Origin of the sequence: Sphingobacterium paludis (genome assembly GCF_004364125.1) — a bacterium.
Lineage (GTDB): Bacteria > Bacteroidota > Bacteroidia > Sphingobacteriales > Sphingobacteriaceae > Sphingobacterium > Sphingobacterium paludis.
Map to the genome: position 1 here is coordinate 68,424 of NZ_SNZV01000010.1, position 18,045 is coordinate 86,468.

Genomic DNA, 18,045 nt, shown 5'->3' on the forward strand with positions numbered 1-18,045 from the left:
GGACATTTCATACCTTATTTTTTAATTGCAGTCACGATGACCAATACGTTGTCGGTTTACCACAAAAACTTCACGGCAATGCCTTCCGGGTTATTCTCAAAGCCTAGCAGGTAGGTGTTGGATGCCTCATCCCAGTGTTGCTGGTCAAACACCTCTGCGCCATTCACTAGCACACTTCTTGGCCGTTTGGGCAGCAGTATCCTCGATATGTTCGTTGTCTCTATAGGACTTTTAGCGACATAGGAATAATTTGATTTGCCCATCTGCTCATCGTACACCCGACTGGCGGCGGCTAGCACTTGTGGCTTTTGCTTGTCTTTAACCAAATCAACGTTTAAAAAATAGGCCTGCTCGCCCGGGGATATAGATCGCGTCCGATATACGGGAAGCTTTGGGTCAAAGAGATCGATCAGCATCCCATTGATGGTATAGTTATCTTCGTTAACGCTTTCATCCAGCACCGCGAGCAGCTCAAATGGGCCACGTTGCAGGTGAAAGTTATTCTTAAATACTAATGTTTCTTTAGTAGCCGCTTGATAACGCTCTTGAGCCAACTTCGTCAGCTGCTGGCTATAGTTTGTTTTCAGGACAAATTCCTTAGGATCTACTCGCATAATCTGCACCGCCCCTTTCCCAAAGGCATACAAACCATCGTTAGCCCCAGCAGCGATGCCCATTTTTTCAAAAAGGTGATCTGCAGGAGCTGGATAGATATTGCCTTTGGTGTTCCACCATTCCTGCACCGTCTGGAACGGATCTTTATCCGTGCCGCAATAGATCAATTGCCCACCCGACTTCACCCAGGCGGCCAGCTGCTCATGTGCAATCGGATCCAATGGCTTCATGTTCGCGTAGGTCATCAGCAACACTTTGGTATCCGTCAATGCCTTTTCAAATCCAAGGTTCTCGATATGGACGGTCTTTACAGGCACCCCGCGTTTCAAAAAAGGAAGCGTGAGGCCATAAAAGTTGGCCAACTGTGGATCGTCATAGCCCGCGTGCGTGGGGAAACGTTGAAACATCAACGAATTAGCCATCAATACCGATATGCCTTCGCTGCCCGACAATTTATTGTCGCTCAAGGGCATCTGATTCAAGGAGTTTATCATGACCTGCATCTGCGTGGAATAATGACGCGGAATTCGCTGTTTTTGATCACTGTTTGGATTGGTTCTGTATAGCCCTTCGTAGATACGCTCCGGCCAAGGCATGACCTCATAATCGGCTATCTGCGGATACAGCAGCTGCGCCACAAAGGTAGCTTGATAATTGGTTTTATAATCTACCCAATCTTTCGCACGATCCTCGATAGGATCCGTTAAAAAGAACATTTTTCGACCGGTTGGCGCTGTCATCGACGCCATGGAACCGTACTCTAGGTATGCGGTTTCAAAGACGCGCTCTTTCTCTTTTCCATTAAAATAGTTCGGTTCTCTGGAGGTCCCCGTCCACACCTGCGCTATATAGCCATCCACCGCTGGCAGGGAGGCCAAGCTAGCCTCTGGCGATACGATCATCCATTGGGCGTAGTTGACGAGGGAATGTGTAGGCACGTAGCATTTCACATCCATACCTTTGGATTTTCCATATGTTTTAGCAAAGGTAAATACCTCCTGTAGGGCTTTGTAGTAGAGATGGTACTTAAGCTTGTTTGCGAGGTACGTATTCTGTGGCGATTCGTGTTGCGGGCGCCAATCAAAACCATAGTATTTCTTCCATTCCCGCTTAAAAGACTTGCTGTATCCTGCCCTTGCCCAGAATTCCGGCTCCTCCATAAATATGGCATCTATGCCGGCGTCGATCACCGGCTTTACGTGGCGTTCTTTCAGATACTTTAGAAAATTATCCGTTGGCACGATATAGGGCACCAGGTGCCCATGCCAAATCGTGTCTTGAGCTTGGGTTACTTGCCCTTCATCCAAATGCCACTGCCCATCCCATTGCCCGGTGAAATAGTCTTGGTATTCGCCCCACGCGATACCCGTCATAAAATGTACGGTATAGCCGCGGTCCTTCCATGATTTCACGCGCTCGGCAAAGGGCACCCGCTTGTGCTTGTCCGAGGGGTTGCCCCCTACACCGTAAACCATCACCGCATCGGCACGATTATCAATCGTCGGGCGCCATTCCCGCGAGGTTTGAAAGGTTGTTTTTACCCTATCTGTTTTTTGTTGGGCCATAACCGATCCGCCTCCCAGCAGAACGGCCATGCCTACATATACAGTCCAATTTTTCATAGCCGATTTATTTTCCTGTCCTTAATTCACAAATACTTCTTTCGCAGCCGTATAGTTATAGCGTCTGGTGCCGCTTCCCGCTGGGGTATCGTAGTTAATACGGGCCGCCGCGCGGATAAAGACAATCCGGCCAGAGGGGATCGTTCCGTTTGACTCGATGGTGACGGTCTGCCCCAGCAGACTATTAAACGCTGATCCTGTATAGTCGATGGCGCTCGTCCAGCGCTCGTCTCTTGCTCGATAGCCCACTGACGAGGAATAGCTGACAAAAAGTTGTATATCGGTGACGTTCTGGAAACTGCTGTTATAGCCGCCCATGGGCTCAATTTTTTGACGAAACTCATCTTCTGTCACTCCTCGGCTCACACGAACTTTGGCCTGTATCTTGCCATTGACCACTTGAGGTTCCCCCACCCATTCCACGTTCAGAAAGGGCTGCACCTCAAATTTAACTTGGGTAACGCCTTCGATATCGATGTCTTTTGTTTCATCAGCAATAGGCACACCCCGTTCATCCTCCCGCAATAACGGGATGAACGGACCGTCTACCTGTACATTATACGTTCCTTTGAAAACTTTCGTGTTTTGAAAACTTCCGTCTGGCATACAGAAAAAATCTGGATTTGGGGTCACATTATCGCCCCAGCTCGTCTCGATGAGGCGCACCCGGATGCCTTCACTTCCTTGGTCCGTTAGCACACGCGCTCCAGTAGCTACGTCGACCACTTCCCCTTGCAGTGTTTCAGCCGGAGCTGGATAATTATCCAGTTCGAACAGACTGCACGAGGCCAAAAAGAAAACAGACGTTAACGATATAAAAATGCTTGTCTTTTTCATGATTATTTTTTGATTTTCTTTGTTCAAATTCATTCTTACTTCCGCACTATACACCGCAGCCTTATCGGTTAGGTTGCTGGTCTATCAATGCACTCTTTGCGACTTCTCCTCCCGGAATAGCGAAATAATAGTCGATCACATTGTACTCAAAGGTTTTCAAACTCACCCATTGAAACCGAGCATCGAAAAAGTATTTCCCACTGTTGGTCGAAAAGAACGGGTAAAGCCCACGGAAACGATAGCGGATATTATTGCTAAACGCATCCTTGTTTCTATTTTCGCCCCAGAAACCATTGCGTCCTTCATAATGCTGCACTCTCCAACGGCGGATGTCCCATTTGGACTTATGCTCGAGCGCCAGTTCTTTGCGTCGTTCCTTGCGCACGGTATTGCGTCCGCTTTCTGTTGGCGTGAGTTGCCCTGCGAGCAACGATGCGCCCGCACGCTCCCGAATATCATTCACCGCTTGTGTGGCCACCTGCATCAAGTCTGATCCATCAGGCGATCTTTCTCCTGCGAGCGAAAGTTCAACGGCCGCTTCTGCAGCATTTAACAGTACTTCGGCATAACGCATGAGCACAAAATGCTGATCCGACCGCCCTTCACCAGCTACGGCCGACGGGTCTGGGTTTAACCATTTTCTCCCATAAAGGCCGGTTAAATTTCCTTCTCCATTGTCATAAAATGGTCCGTTAGCTCCGGCGGCAGTCATTTGTCTTCCGTTGTAGTTCACCAATTCCTGCGCATTTCCTTCCCGCGGACTTAGATAAAGCGTTTTCGGAGTAGCGCGGTAAGCATCTAGGTTTTGATACCTGTTTTCCGCCGCTTGATACGAATAGTTGTTAAACAACGGTCGTACGGGTACGGCGCCGGTATATATGCCTGCACGAACTTCAATATCTGCGCCCTTGAAGCGATCGCCCGGGAAAATAACATAGGCGCGTAACCGAGGTTCGGCATTTCTAAAAAAGTCCATAGGGCTATCATACAGCAAATAATCGCCCTGCGTGTTTGAACTACCAGTGGTCACCTTAATGGTACCATCTGGATAACGGTCAAAACCTTCAAAAAGCTCCATAAAGTCTAGGGTTGGACAGGTGCCTGATGCCAAAGGTGCCTTAAAGATAAAGGGTGCACTATAGGCATCGTATCCATGGGTGGAGATCGGAAACGTGTATTCCTTGATGTAAATATTTTCCGGACTTTCCAAATCGCTAAACATATCAACCATATTTTGATATTGCGCTTCCGGGCTATTTGCTGCCCATCTTTTCTTGTAGAGCGCATAGTTGCCACTCTGCATCACCGCTCGTGCAGCGAGGTAGGCCTCTCTAAAATATTTGGCAGAAGCCGCTTGCCATGCGTTTTCCGCGAAGCCGATAACCCGTACGCCCGTCTTCTCTCCTAATCCGGTAAGACGGCCTGGTACTGTTTCATTGTATTTTGCTACACTTCCAGCGTAGAGCATGGCTTCTGACTTAAATGCCAAGGCTACATTCTTATTGGCATATCCGCGTTTAGGACTTGCTGGCAACAGCAGTTGCGCGGCCTGGTCAAAATCGGCCAACACTTGGTTCCAGGTTTCCTCCTCGCTCGCACGAGGCAGTTCCAGCTCCGCTTGATCGGCTGGATACTGGATGACTTTTGTGACCAACGGCACGCCGCCAAATCGTCTGGCCATCGCATTAAATACAACTGCCCGCACGAAGTAGGCTTCGCCGAGATAGTGGTTGTAGATATCCTCGGGGAATGAGGTGCCATATTGTGGGAGCGCCTCGATTAGGTAATTGGCATCCCGCAGCAAGGTCATCGCCTTCCCCCAATAGGGTGTGCGCTCGCCCGTAAATGCGGAGCTAATACCATCGCGGTTAAGCGCTTCACCCGTACCCTCAATACCCATCGCCGCTAGCCACCCATTGAATTCCACACCCCATTGAGCCATGTACTTAAAATCTTCGAACGGCATATTGCTGTACATTCTGGCGAGGTATACGTCCATCCCCGATTCACTGCTCAGCAGGTTGTCATCGCCAATTATATTTTTTGGCGGTATATCTAAAAAATCTGAACACGAGGCGAATAGCACGATAAACGCCAGTGCAAATTGAATTATCTTTTTCATGTGTATGTTACTTGATTGTTGTCTTGATAGGATCCATAATACAAACAGGTTAGAAGCCGAGCGAAAGCCCTGCCGTAAATGTTTTGTTCAGCGGATAGAGCCGGCCCAAATCGTCTTCTGGATGCTCCGGATCGACGAACTTCACCTTTGTGAATGTGAATATATTATAGGCATTTGCAAACACCCTTATATTCATGGATGATCCTACACGAAATTTAGGCAGGGTGTAACCCAGTTCGATACTCTTAAGACGCAGGTAGGTGGTACTTACGCGGTTGAAAGTAGAGGTCTCAAACGGATAGCTTCCTGAAAATCCATAATAGCCACTGGTCCATTCGATGGAAGGATCCCATGGATCCGCCTGTGGATCTACCGGGCGCCAACGATCGGTATATTGTTCAAGCACACCACCGCCATTACTTCCCCAGATGGCATACAAAGGTTCTCTGTATTGCATGGAGCCCAAGGCAGATCCTTGCAATAAGAAGCTCATATCAAAATTTCTATAATTGGCGTCAAAACTGTAACTAAAATTTAACCAAGGCGTACTATCAAACGCCTGCGGATGCATGTCTAAGCCGTTGATCTCGCCATCACCGTTCCAATCTTCGTATTTGTAATCACCGGGCAGTATGTCGCGATCTTTGTAGATCGGAAAGCTCCGGATATCATCCCAATCCAGATAACGACCGGCACCGGCATATCCAAATTGCATGCCTTGGTAGCGGTTATTTAGGTTGTCATTACGCCAGCGATCGTAGGAATTTCCCCAAGGCCCTTTCTCCGAGCCTACGAGGTGCTTCTGCCGGGTTATGGTTGCAATGGCTTTCATGCGATAGGACAGCTCACCAATTTTGTTCCTATGGGAAAGCTCCACATCCATCCCAAAGTGCTTGTCGCTATCAAGGTTTTCCCGTGGAGCAGTAGCGCCAATCACTGTAGGAAGCTCGCCCGAACGGCGCGCAAACAGCCCTTTTCTTTCCCGTTCAAAATAATCCACAGCAAAGCCGAAAAGACCATTCCATCCTTCAAAGTCAACGCCTAGATTTAAGGTATGCGAGGTGAACCAAGTACTCATCTGATTTGGCAATGCCAATGTAGAAACGCCATAGATAAACTCGTTTCCAAACATGTAACCTGGTGCATATTGGTTGTAATAGCCATTTTCGGCATTTCCAGACGTTGCTGGATACACGTAGCCGGTTGCCCAATCATATTCCAGCTGACCATCGTCGCCCAATACACCGTAGCTTCCGCGCAGCTTCAGCTGGTTCACAAAAGACATAGCCGACCAATCTTTAAAGAATGGCTCTTCAGAGATTCGCCAACCCAAGGAAGCCGAGGGAAAGAAACCCCATTGACGTCCCGGTACGAATTTCGATGAACCGTCATAGCGAAATTGCGCTTCGGCAATATAGCGGTCACGGAAGGTATAGTTGGCTCTTCCGAAGAGCGCCGCATTGGATAGTTCATAAATATCATTTAATGAGCTGTTCATCCCGCCCTGCTGATCTTGGGCAACACCGCCAAACAGATAATCCATGGCAAAGGCTAGATTGCGTTGCGCGTAGAAATTATCGCCCGTCTGCTTTTGTACTTCCATCCCTAATAAACCAGAGACATGATGGTCGCTATTAAATGTTCTGTTGTAGTTTAAAATAAACTGCCCCAGCATTTGCTGCCTGTTAAACATCTCGCGCCGGATCTGATTGGGCGAACTAATATTATACAATTTTGGATCATACACTTCCGTCAACGGATTATATGCATATTGGTAGTACTCCCGGCGATTGATATTATTATCATCCATACGGAAATCGTAACTAAACAAAGCCTTTGCTGACAAACCTTTAAGCACCTCCGTGGCGGTACCAAAATCATAGTTCAGGCTAGCGGAAGATTGAAAATATCGTTGGGCACGGTTACGATACCCCGAAATGTCAGAGGTCATTTTGGCGATGCTATTTTCTTCCAGATCCAATCCTTCATAGTTCAGCATGGTGTTCCCCGGATCGGCGTAGGCTGGAATGAGCACACCTTGCCGCCAATAGTTCCGAATAATATCCACCGAAGAAGAGTAAGGGCTGTTCCGTTTGTCTAATACACCGCTTAGGTTGATGTCAAACGTGAGGCCGTTGGCAATTTCCGTATTGATGGTTGAACGCAGATTGATCTTGTTATAGTTCAAATCTCCGGATTTGAAAAACCCTTCTTGATACAGGTAGCCCATACCGATGAAATATTGCGTTTTCTCTCCGCCACCGGTTATACTCAAATCGGACTGGCTTTGTGGCGCATAATCAGAAAAAAGTAGCGATGTCCAGTCGGTGGTACGGCTCTCTCCGGATCGAAAAGCTTCAAAACGCTCTGGCGTGTAAATGATATCATACGGCGATCCGATATTGTTACGGGCCATCTCATTGTAGATGGTCATCGTTTCATAGGGGTCGGCCAGTACGGGCAGTCCCGATGGCTTTTGAAAGGTGTAGGCACTACTTAGTGCTATGCTAGCCTTGCCTGTTTTTGTTCCTTTCTTTGTGGTGACGAGTACTACCCCATTTGCTGCGCGAACACCATAGATAGCTGCTGATGCATCTTTCAATACGGATATATCTTCGATATCATTGGGATTCAGCCGTTGAAAGTCGGCGGTGGTACGCGGTATGCCATCAATCACCACCAACGGGCTTCCTAGGCCGCGGATGTCAAAACTATTGTTAAAATTTCCCGGCTCTGCACTGCGCTGCCAAACACGCACGCCCGGAATACGCCCTGTCAGCATATTTTGCGGGTTTTCATTTTTGGTGCGTCTCATTTCGTCGCCTTTAATGTTCGAGACAGCCCCGGTGAGGGATACTTTGCGTTGTGTTCCGTAGCCCACAACAACCACCTCATCCAAGGCCGACTCATCCGTCTGCAAAACGACGTTTATCTGGCTTCTGCTGCCGACGGTCTCTTCCACATGGACAAAACCGACAAAGGAAAAATGTAGCACAGCGCCCGCAGGCGCCTGAATGCTGTACCTTCCTTCCACATCGGTGCTGGTCGCCACTTCCGGAGATGCTCCTTTCACGGATATGGATACGCCGGCAAGCGCCTGCCCGTCAGCGCTCGTCACGATCCCGGAAACATATCTATTTTGTGCCAACGACATGGCAGGAATTAGGAGAAATACAAACACTACCGTCTGTATCCATGTTCTCGTTTCCATCTTTAAATTCTTAATCATACAGGTTTATTTTTGCTATGGGTTAGCTATTTTGTTTGTTCATATCTAGACAAAACCGCGTATTCGGCTGCAAAGGCGAAAGTAAACATCCCCTCTGTATCGTTTTTACCACGATCGCGGTTCCAGCCCACCAGTAAGTTTGTCGGCAATAGGCCGTTGTGGAAATAATGCTCATAGGCATAATCTAGATTCTGCTGAAACGCGGCAATGTATGCGTCAGACGCTTTGTGCGCAGGATAAAGGTCTACATAACCCCGCATCAACACGCCATTGAACCAGTTCCTAAAACCGCTGATATCAAAGGTGTAATGTTCAGCAACATTGACTCCCTTTTTTGCGAAATACGAGAACGATGCATTAGCCAAAGCTGCTCCATCCTCCCGGTATTTGCCGTCTTGCGTGACGCGGTACAGGTCGGCCGCTCCTGATAACATCGTACCACTATTATAGGTAATGGCAGGCCCCACCCGGTCACGGCAGGTCGTACCTCTGCGGTAGCTCACCCCGTTTATCTGTTCCAATTGGGGAGATCCTGGCGTACATCCCCCCATCATATCATCGTATACGCCATCAGCGCGAAGTAAGGCCTTTTTCTGCCAATCGTAGATCTTTTTAGCGAACATTAAGTAATAGTCCGCCTTATTCATTTGTGCTTGTCTTCGCGTTCTTCGATCGGTTCCATCAATGTAATGATGCGTTGTCTGGTCGCCTTTCCCTTTGTAAAGTTCGTGCAGCCAAACCAGTGGGCTGACCATAGGGCCATTGCTACAGGCATGCTTCGTGGCGTAACCTGGGCCCCAAGATATACCGCCGACTTCATTTCCATTTGCGTCCATTGTGCAGTCCCAACCATCAAGCACATATTCGGTCAGGTATTCCGCTTTGCTCAAAAAATCAGCATTACCCGTCACTTTATAGGCTTCCAAAAATTCGCGTATTAGCCACATCTGGTCGTCATACACATTTTCGATACCTTCGACCCGTGCACCGCCTTTGGAACTTCCACGATTGACGCCATAGACCGTCCATTCGTTCGTGCCTGTATATGAGGTAAGGGTGAATGTCCCTAAATAATACTCGGCTCCATCGTAGAGCTTCATCAGCTCTTGCTCGTACCGACTGAAGTGTTCGTTGTAGCGCGTAGCATCGCCTTTTTCCTTTTCCGTCTTTAACGTGTGCATAATAGCCGTCACAGCCTCGATGGCACTCGTATACATCCACACACTACCTACTTCTGCCGACCGTCTATCGGTGTAGGGATTGTAATACCTCGCCATGGTCATCCCACTTCCCGAAAAATAGGCCGTGAGCGCATTATCGGTAATTTCCATAGCGCGCGTCAGGGATCTAGTCGCCAGATTTTTATCTTCTGGCGGCGCCGTTTCCCCATCGCTCTTTGCCTTATCACAGGCACAGATGAAGAAGCATAGCAGGCTCCCCATCGCGATCATCATACTTTTTTTCATCTTTAGTTTATTTTAATAGTGTGTATCACCAGTTTATTCTCTCCTGTATTCGCTTCACCATTATATACGCCGAGCGCTAAGGTCACATCGCTGCCGTTGAAGGCCGAGAGGTCGTAGGTAAACACAGCGTATGCCTCTGGATTACCGGCTCCGCCATTGCCATGTTTGAACCGCCAACAACCATCATTTGCTGCTGATGCTTGCTGTGCTGTGTTGGCCATAGGCGAAAGGTGCGTTACTGTGCCGTCGTTCGCTATTGCTGTTAGTTTAAAATAGGTGAAGTTATTGCCGAAATTACGGGTGCTCAGTGCCAGCTTATTGCTACCAGCCGCGATCGAATATTTCGCATAGAGGTAGGCTTCAGGCACTTTTGTATCAACGTCTGGTGTGTTGCGTGTCTTGATGATATAGCCCTCCGAAGGAAATACTTCCGGATCCTTCTTTAATGGCATAAACATCCACTCGGAGGCCACGTGAGACACATTTCTCCAGGCACGATAGGCATCCACGTAATTGTCGCGGTTACCATTGATAGGGCTCAATCCCGTAAACGTTTTTTTCGTGTGCGGCATGGTCGATCGTGCGGTTTCTTGCGAAAGCTTCCAACCCGGGACGACTTCGGTTCCAGGAAGCCAATCCCAGTTCTCTACCTTCCTATCGGCAAATCGAATTGCGCGAAGGACCAGTTGTTTCCAATAGTCGCCTGTTGACTGCCTATAGATGCCAATGGCGATGATGACCTCCTTACCGACATATGCACTCAGATCAAAATCGAAATCAGCATAGCCACCTCCGTGCGTACGGGTATTGCCGACCTTCTCTGTCTTCGGTTCTGCGGCGCTCAGGTCAATGACCTGTACACCAAAATAGGCTGGCGCTGCTGCATCGGCATTGTGGGTTTGTGCGCGCAGCGAAAGGATTTTGTTGTCTTCGGTGATCAGTTTGCTACCAAATACGAATGAGTCAAAAACATCCATATTGGCAGGGTTAGCCCGCTGATCTGCGCCATTACGAATCTGTAAGGTGGTTCCTTCGTTCTGCTCTTGCCACGCACCTCTAAAGTCCAGAGCACTCATATAATTACAGGCCCAGTCCCAGTGTGGGTAGGCATCTGCATTGCGCCCGCCACGGTACTCGTTATAATACCATTTTTCGGCCTTTTGCAGATCAATAGCTGTTAATCCACGAAGAAGTTCGACGCCCCCCATCGGGATGTTGATCGTAACTACACCATCGACAAAATCAGCGGCGGTGATTGTTCTGACGATGCTGACATATCCACCTTTGGTGAAAGAAACACTATAATTATTTTCAATGAGGTTAGGAATGACAAATTTTCCGTTGCTATCAGTCGTTACAGTTCCACCTACTGCGCCAATCGAGACGGTTACGCCTGCAAGTGGCTTTCCAGCATTAAGCGCATCGGTTACCGTACCGACAATCTGAGCCGAAGCACTAACCATCTCCACATCGACCGTCGCCATTCCTGCTTCATCAAAGCCAGCAGCGGTTACGGTGAGGCCAACAGCCATCCAGCCATCTTTTTCAAAGGTCACAGCATGCGTTCTGTAGGTTACATTGCTAAAGGCATACTTTCCATCATTCCCACTTGTGGCCACCTGATCTTCTTCCTTGATACCGGAAAGGGTGACTTTTACTCCAGCGATAGGTGCGCCGTTGGCATCTGTAATGGTACCTATAACTTGCCCACGCCGGTTATCCGGAGAATCGTGTTCCTTTTTGCAGCCCATATGCAGCATGACCATGCACGTGATTAACGCCACATGGATTAATTTTTTTAGGTTTTTCATCCGATTAGTTTTTTAAATGGTCAGTGTTTTTTAAGGTTGTTTTTTTGTTGGTTTATTAGGTGTATTTGGATTTATCTTCTTTAGGCAAAATATTCGTTTTTAGTAGGATCATCATTTCGTACAGCGGGCGTTTACAAATCTTGCTCCAGCTGATGCTTGGCTAGAACGGCGTATTGTGCAGCATAGGTAAACATAAACATACCTTCCACGCCCTGCGATTCTTTCTCTGCTGCCCAACCTCGCAACAGATCTGTTGGCAGGAAACCATCCTGATGAAAGTTATCGAAACCATAGTCCAGATTTCGCTGGAAGGCCATTACAAAGTCGCCAATGCGTGCATCCAATTCCGTAGCTTCTTCATAGCCGCGCAGCAGGATGCCATTAAACCAGTTGCTAAAACCGTTGGTTTCGAAACTATAATACTGCGGCACATCCTTCCCCAAGGCGGCAAACTGTTGAAAACTGCTTTTGGCGAGCTTCTGGCCATCTTCGGCATATTGGTCTTCTTTCGTCACACGGTATAGATCCACTGCGCCAGACAGCATCGTACCACTGTTGTAGGTATGGGCTTTTCCGACGGCTTTCGTCAAAGGGGTATGCGCGCGGTAACGCGTGCCCTCCAATTCTTCGTAGCGGATATCGCAATTTGGCACGCAGCCGCCCATCATATCCGCATATACACCATCTGCATTGAGCAGGTGTTCTTTTTGCCAGGCATAAATAGAGCGTGCATAGTGCAGGTAGTATTGTTCTTTCGACAGCTGTTCGACACGGCGCGTTTTCCGATCTCGCCCATCGATAAAGCGGTGTTCTACGTTATCGGATTTCCCTTTGTAAAGTTCATGTAGCCAAACTAAGGGGCTGATCAGCGGCGCATTGCTGCAGGCATGTTTCGTGGTGTAGCCCGGCCCCCAAGGTATGCCACCGTTTTCTTTCCCGCTACTATTGCGCGTGACGTCCCAGCCGTCCAACACATAAGCAGTAAGGTACTCGGCTTTCTCGAGGAAAGCGCGCTTGCCTGTCAATGTATACGAATCCAACAACTCTCGGATCAGCCACATCTGGTCATCATACACGTTGAGGACGCCTGTCACATTGGCCTTGCCTTTCTCCTTGACGCGATCCACGGCATACACTGACCATGTTTTTGTCTGTGTATACGAAACAAGCTCAAAGGTTCCCAAGTAATAATCTGCCCCTGCATACAGCTTCTCTAGCAATTCCACATAGCGCACGTAATGCCGATTATACAGATCGCTGTTCCCGCTTTCTTTTGCCGTTTTAAGGCCCGAAAGCACCGCGTTAACGGCTTCAATTCCTGCCGTATACATCCATACGGAAGCTTGCTCATTCGATTTAGCTTTTGTAAAAGGATTATAAAAACGTCGCATCTCGAAGGTCTCTGCGTCAAAATAGGCTCCAATGGTCACATCGATCAAGCCGATGGCCCGGTCCAAATTTTGTACAGCTAGCGCCTCCGCGTGTGCAGGGGCCGGATAAGCTGCGGCGCCCTTAGTGAATATGCTTGTAACACATCTTGGCAAAGCCGTTGCTGCCGAGACCAGACAACAGGGTATGGTGCAAAATAAGGCGATGAAAAAAATCTTCATTCCGAATGTAATAAGGTTTATAACACGATTCAAATTGGCGTAATGGTCTTCCGACACATTTCACAGGCAAAATAGGAGACCTAGGATTAAAACTAGGGTTAAAATTGAGAATTAACCGGTAAAAAAAACATTAACCCCCCTATTTTAAGCATTTTTTTCACCGTCTGCAGTAGGGCAGGATAGTCTACCTTTCTACCCATTCGGCGTAATTTTTTTCATATAATATTAGTTACCTTTGCAACAAGTTATAAATTGTCTAACCTATTTATGACGATGATAAGTCAAGACATGCACATCGATCGAACGCCATATTTCCTATTTTGTCTATTTATGTTCGCGACCCTTTCGGTTGTGCCAGCTGTGCTTTTCGGGCAGGGAATCCGGTTTACAGGCAGTAGTCAACCTATTGAAAAGCGTACCTCAGCCACGTTTTTTTCCGACGCCGCGTTTACCTTTCATGATCGGTTTGTGATTGACTTTGATCTGCATGTGCCAAACAATAGTACGATGGGCTACATCGTCCGGATAAAAGAGGACGATCAGCGCTCCATCATCAATTTGCATTATGAAAAAGAAGGTGGGCGGGCGGTATTCCGCCTAAACGAAGAAGGGAAAGCGAATTTGATTACGTTTCACATTCCGCTGGAATTACTGATCGAGCAACACTGGTTTCCGGTGCGCATAGCCTACGATTTGGATAAGGGGGAAGTCGAGCTGCAAATTGCCGGTAAAGAAATAAAGACGGCTAAAGTACCCATTACGTCGCCCTATGCCGCGAATGTTACCTTTGGTAGAAGCGATTACATGATTGATGTGCCCTCTTTTTCGCTTCGGAACTTCCGCATCGGCAATAAAGAGCGCGAAATCGTTTTTCCGCTAAGGGAGAGCAAGGGCGACAAGCTTCATAGCGCTTCTGGGGAGGTCTTGGGAAAGGTAACAAACGGTACTTGGCTCATGAACGACGCCTATCACTGGCATAAACATACAACTATGCAATCCTCGACGCCTTCGGGTGCTGTATATGATCCGAGAACAAAGCGGATCTACTACGTCAATAAGGATTCGATATCGATCTACGAAATTCAAACTGGGGAACAACGACATGTCCGCTTTTCAACCCCCTGCCCCGTTGAAATTAAGTTAGGCAATAGCTTTATCGCTCCAGAAGTGAACAGGCTGTATATCTATGAAACGCATTACACCACACCCTACACGGGCCCTACCGTGGCCAGCCTCGATTTAGCGGATTTTAGTTGGCGGATAGAGAGCAGCGATTACCTGCAACGCGAGCTCAATCACCATGCCGCTTCCTACCTAGCCGACAGCCGCCAATTGCTATTATTTGGTGGATACGGCAACATGGTGTACAGCAATGATTTGCTATTTTACAACCTACACGATAAGCGATGGTCAAAAGCGCCCATACGCGGCGACTCCATATTGCCGCGTTATTTTACTTCGGCAGGACGATCAGCAGTAGATGGTAAAATCTACATTTTTGGCGGTATGGGCAACGAATCTGGTCAACATATTGTTGGCAGAAAATATTTCTACGACCTTTATCGTTTAGACCCAAGCAGTGGAAAGACGACTAAGCTTTGGGACGTCGACGGCAGAGATGGCCCTTTCGTCCCGGCACGAGGATTGGTGATCCCTGACTCGAACTGGATCTATATGCTCGGCTATCCGGAGCATTTGACCCATTCCTTTATTAAGTTGCGCCGCTTTGCTTTGCAAGACGGCAGGTATGAAGCGTTGGGGGACTCCATCCCTATTTACTCGGACAGAATCAGCACCCATGCCAACTTATATTTTGATCCCAATCTCAATAAGCTAGTTGCTTTGGTACAAGAATCGGACGATGATGTTCGCTCTACCCTTACTTTATACAGTTTGGATTTTCCGGCCATCAGTGCATCCGAACTTGATGCTTTTCCAGGTTCCGGCACCCGGAACCACAGGGGCTTGTACCTATTAGGAGCAGCCCTGCTCTGTGTGGGTGCCTTTCTCTACATACGGTATCGTCGGCGAAAACAGCCAGATCCTGTCGCTGTTGCGCCCGATGCGCCAACGCTGCCCGAGCAACCGGCGGTTAACCGCATCAACCTTTTTGGCGATTTCACTGTGTTGGATCGGCGAGGTGTAGATGTTTCCCATCTGTTTAGTACTCGCCTGCAACAGGTGTTCTGCCTTGTGCTTTTCCATAGCGCCCATACGGGCATCAGCTCTAATCTATTGACCCACCTCCTGTGGCCCGACAAACCAAAGGATAAAGCGAAAACCTCAAGGGGTGTAGCCATCAATAACCTGCGAAAGGTACTGAGTGAACTGGATGGTATAGAAATTATTTACGAAGAAGGGCATTATCGGGTTGTATTCGATGCGGTCTGCTACTGTGATTATTGGCGCCTACAGCAACTACTCGTCGAAGGCGCCGATATCTTGTCACCGGAAATTTTATATGTGCTGGCAAGGGGTGAATTTCTGCTGGGCATGGACGATCCTATTTTTGACAAGTCCAAACATGATATCGAAAGTATGCTGATTGACCGCTTTGAAAAGCAACTGGCTAAAAGTCGAGCAGATAAAGACTGGTCTTCTTTATTCCGGGCGGCAGAGGCGTTAATCATGGTGGATGCAACAAACGAACGTGCATTCGAGCAGGGGCTTTATGCTTTGCAGAAAGAAAAGCTTGAAAACCGTGCGCGATCCTTCTATAAGCGCTTTGCAGAGAACTACCGGCGTCTTATGGGCGAAGAGTATAAAGGCAGTTTTGAAGAGGTTTGGTTGCGTGTAACGCAATAGCACTCCTGTCCTTTGCCAAGACTGGGCCATACTTTTTCAGATGAAAAAGGTACGCAAAAAATCTTTGTTTCATCGAGGCGATTTTGCGCACCGTCCAACCCGCAATAGTCTGCTGCCTACCAGGCGAAGATGACGTCCAAAAATCCTTTCGATTGGATTTTGGAACATAATCTAATGCTCTCCCCCTTACCAAGCCACGGCAGCATCCTACTTTGGCCATCGCTTGATGAAACGTTAAAGTGCCGTTCATCAATGTTCTTTTATGTACATTGGTCAATCGCCGCGATCACTGATTGCAGCACCTAAAACACTCATTCGCTTCAATGACTCCTTCGCTATCATAGTTGTATCACATAAGACTTGCTAATAAAAACCTCTTCCCAGCGGTCGCACTTTGTCGCAATACGCGGTACGCATTACCCTTTTTGCCCCAAAACCCTGTCGTTTATTTTTGTTGCATCCTTTGTCGTACGTTCATCTACTAAAACGAAAAGCTGGATCATCCTCACGAACCTGCTGTTGCAAGCCTTTCTCGACATTCGCTAAAGTCGTTCGGGCAATCTGTCCAAGGGCTTCATCGGTGAAGAATGCCTGGTGTGCCGTGATCAGTACATTCGGGAAGCTCATCAACCGCTGCAAGGTATCATCTTTGATAACAGTATCGCTTAAATCTCGGAAAAAGACCTTTTCTTCCTGCTCATACACATCAATAGCCAAACCGCCGAGTTTACGACTTTTGAGTGCGTCAATAACCGCAACTGTATCGATCAACGCTCCGCGGCTGGTGTTTAAAACGATGACGCCATCTTTCATCTGCTCAAGCGACGCTTTGTTCAGCAGGTGCCTATTATCTTCGGTAAGCGGGCAATGTAGCGAAAGGATATCCGCTTCGCGATATAGCTCGTCAAGCGATACGTAATGTAAGCCCTCTTTCACGAGTTCGTCATCATGATAAAGATCAAACGCAAGCAATCTGCAACCAAAACCTCGCATGATCCGGCAAAATGCTTTACCGATTTTACCTGTGCCCACGACACCAACCGTACGTCCATGTAAATTGAATCCCAACAGGCCATTTAACGAAAAATTCTGTTCGCGCACGCGATTATACGCTTTGTGTGTTTTTCTATTCAAGGTTAGCAACATCGCCACGGTGTGTTCCGCTACCGCTTCTGGAGAGTAGGCGGGTACTCGGCACACGGCAATACCGTATTCCTTTGCGGCTGCTAAATCCACATTATTAAATCCCGCGCAACGCAAGGCAATTAAGCGCACGCCTTTCTGCGCCAAAACGGAGATAACTTCCCGATTTACTTTATCATTCACGAAGACACAGACCACATCTACTCCTTCCACTGCCCGCACAATGTGCGGTCCCAAGTGCGTTTCATAAAATTGATAGGCAAATTTGCCTGCTGCATTCTCGCGTTCAAAGAACAGGCGATCATACGGTTGTGTGGAAAAGAAAGCGATCTTCATATCTTAAATATAAGAATTAATTTCTTTTCATAATAAGCCGGCCCAAAATATAAAAAACCGGAGCAGCTAGTCTCCGGTCTTTTATTTAAGCTTTACGTTTTAGGGAACAAAAACAGGCACTTGATCTGGATTTGGATTTTGAACAACCAACGTGTTGTTGATCACCTCCTTTTCTGGAATCATCATAATCAACTTATTGGAATTCCTTGGAATACTGACGTTTTGGTAATGTCCTTGCGCTGTATGCTACCATCTTCATTCGTTACCAAAATTGGATTTTCCTCCGGATATTCGTATAGGCCGAACGAACCGCTTTTACTTTTTACATATTGCACGCGGTAGGTATGATCTTCACAATGCCCTGAAGAATATAGCATATTTCGCATTTTGATAAATGACCGTCCTATTTTGACTTGTTAGACCGTCAAACAAATAGAAAATCCCCCGAT

Annotated in this window: 10 protein-coding genes; 1 reads left to right on the forward strand and 9 read right to left on the reverse strand. The window is 47.7% G+C overall.

What is annotated here, in order from left to right; genetic code table 11:
* Positions 1-56: 56 nt before the first annotated feature.
* The 7 genes from B0I21_RS17590 to B0I21_RS17620 form a co-directional block, all read right to left on the reverse strand.
* Entirely contained in the window at positions 57-2,237 is a 2,181-nt protein-coding gene (locus B0I21_RS17590; RefSeq protein WP_133641799.1) for a hypothetical protein, read from the reverse strand.
* A gap of 21 nt (positions 2,238-2,258) precedes the next feature.
* On the reverse strand, positions 2,259-3,074 hold the full coding sequence (locus tag B0I21_RS17595; RefSeq protein ID WP_133641800.1) for a DUF3823 domain-containing protein: 816 nt from the start codon (positions 3,072-3,074) through the stop codon (positions 2,259-2,261).
* A 61-nt stretch (positions 3,075-3,135) separates the two neighbouring features.
* On the reverse strand, positions 3,136-5,196 hold the full coding sequence (locus tag B0I21_RS17600) for a RagB/SusD family nutrient uptake outer membrane protein (RefSeq protein ID WP_133641801.1): 2,061 nt from the start codon (positions 5,194-5,196) through the stop codon (positions 3,136-3,138).
* A gap of 49 nt (positions 5,197-5,245) precedes the next feature.
* Entirely contained in the window at positions 5,246-8,425 is a 3,180-nt protein-coding gene (locus tag B0I21_RS17605) for a SusC/RagA family TonB-linked outer membrane protein (protein WP_133641802.1), read from the reverse strand.
* Positions 8,426-8,451: 26 nt separating this feature from the next.
* Complete coding sequence (locus B0I21_RS17610; protein WP_133641803.1) at positions 8,452-9,891, reverse strand: glycoside hydrolase family 76 protein; 1,440 nt, start codon at positions 9,889-9,891, stop codon at positions 8,452-8,454.
* A gap of 2 nt (positions 9,892-9,893) precedes the next feature.
* Positions 9,894-11,702, reverse strand: coding sequence for an MSCRAMM family protein (locus B0I21_RS17615; RefSeq protein ID WP_133641804.1), 1,809 nt, complete (start codon positions 11,700-11,702; stop codon positions 9,894-9,896).
* Positions 11,703-11,833: 131 nt separating this feature from the next.
* Positions 11,834-13,312: a glycoside hydrolase family 76 protein gene (locus B0I21_RS17620; RefSeq protein ID WP_133641805.1), complete on the reverse strand. Its 1,479-nt coding sequence runs from the start codon at positions 13,310-13,312 to the stop codon at positions 11,834-11,836.
* A gap of 273 nt (positions 13,313-13,585) precedes the next feature.
* Here B0I21_RS17620 and B0I21_RS17625 point away from each other — a divergent pair, with 273 nt between their 5' ends.
* Entirely contained in the window at positions 13,586-16,117 is a 2,532-nt protein-coding gene (locus B0I21_RS17625; RefSeq protein ID WP_208292386.1) for a Kelch repeat-containing protein, read from the forward strand.
* Positions 16,118-16,591: 474 nt separating this feature from the next.
* Here B0I21_RS17625 and B0I21_RS17630 read toward each other — a convergent pair whose 3' ends face one another.
* Positions 16,592-17,596, reverse strand: coding sequence for a 2-hydroxyacid dehydrogenase (locus B0I21_RS17630; protein WP_133641807.1), 1,005 nt, complete (start codon positions 17,594-17,596; stop codon positions 16,592-16,594).
* A gap of 188 nt (positions 17,597-17,784) precedes the next feature.
* Positions 17,785-17,973: a hypothetical protein gene (locus B0I21_RS17635; protein ID WP_133641808.1), complete on the reverse strand. Its 189-nt coding sequence runs from the start codon at positions 17,971-17,973 to the stop codon at positions 17,785-17,787.
* Between the last annotated feature and the right edge of the window lie 72 nt (positions 17,974-18,045).

Bases quoted from the DNA above. Each gene is read 5' to 3' on its own strand.
- B0I21_RS17590 (WP_133641799.1), bottom strand. From the start codon at position 2,237: ATGAAAAATTGGACTGTATATGTAGGCATGGCCGTTCTGCTGGGAGGC.
- B0I21_RS17595 (WP_133641800.1), bottom strand. From the start codon at position 3,074: ATGAAAAAGACAAGCATTTTTATATCGTTAACGTCTGTTTTCTTTTTG.
- B0I21_RS17600 (WP_133641801.1), bottom strand. From the start codon at position 5,196: ATGAAAAAGATAATTCAATTTGCACTGGCGTTTATCGTGCTATTCGCC.
- B0I21_RS17605 (WP_133641802.1), bottom strand. From the start codon at position 8,425: ATGATTAAGAATTTAAAGATGGAAACGAGAACATGGATACAGACGGTA.
- B0I21_RS17610 (WP_133641803.1), bottom strand. From the start codon at position 9,891: ATGAAAAAAAGTATGATGATCGCGATGGGGAGCCTGCTATGCTTCTTC.
- B0I21_RS17615 (WP_133641804.1), bottom strand. From the start codon at position 11,702: ATGAAAAACCTAAAAAAATTAATCCATGTGGCGTTAATCACGTGCATG.
- B0I21_RS17620 (WP_133641805.1), bottom strand. From the start codon at position 13,312: ATGAAGATTTTTTTCATCGCCTTATTTTGCACCATACCCTGTTGTCTG.
- B0I21_RS17625 (WP_208292386.1), top strand. From the start codon at position 13,586: ATGATAAGTCAAGACATGCACATCGATCGAACGCCATATTTCCTATTT.
- B0I21_RS17630 (WP_133641807.1), bottom strand. From the start codon at position 17,596: ATGAAGATCGCTTTCTTTTCCACACAACCGTATGATCGCCTGTTCTTT.
- B0I21_RS17635 (WP_133641808.1), bottom strand. From the start codon at position 17,973: ATGCTATATTCTTCAGGGCATTGTGAAGATCATACCTACCGCGTGCAA.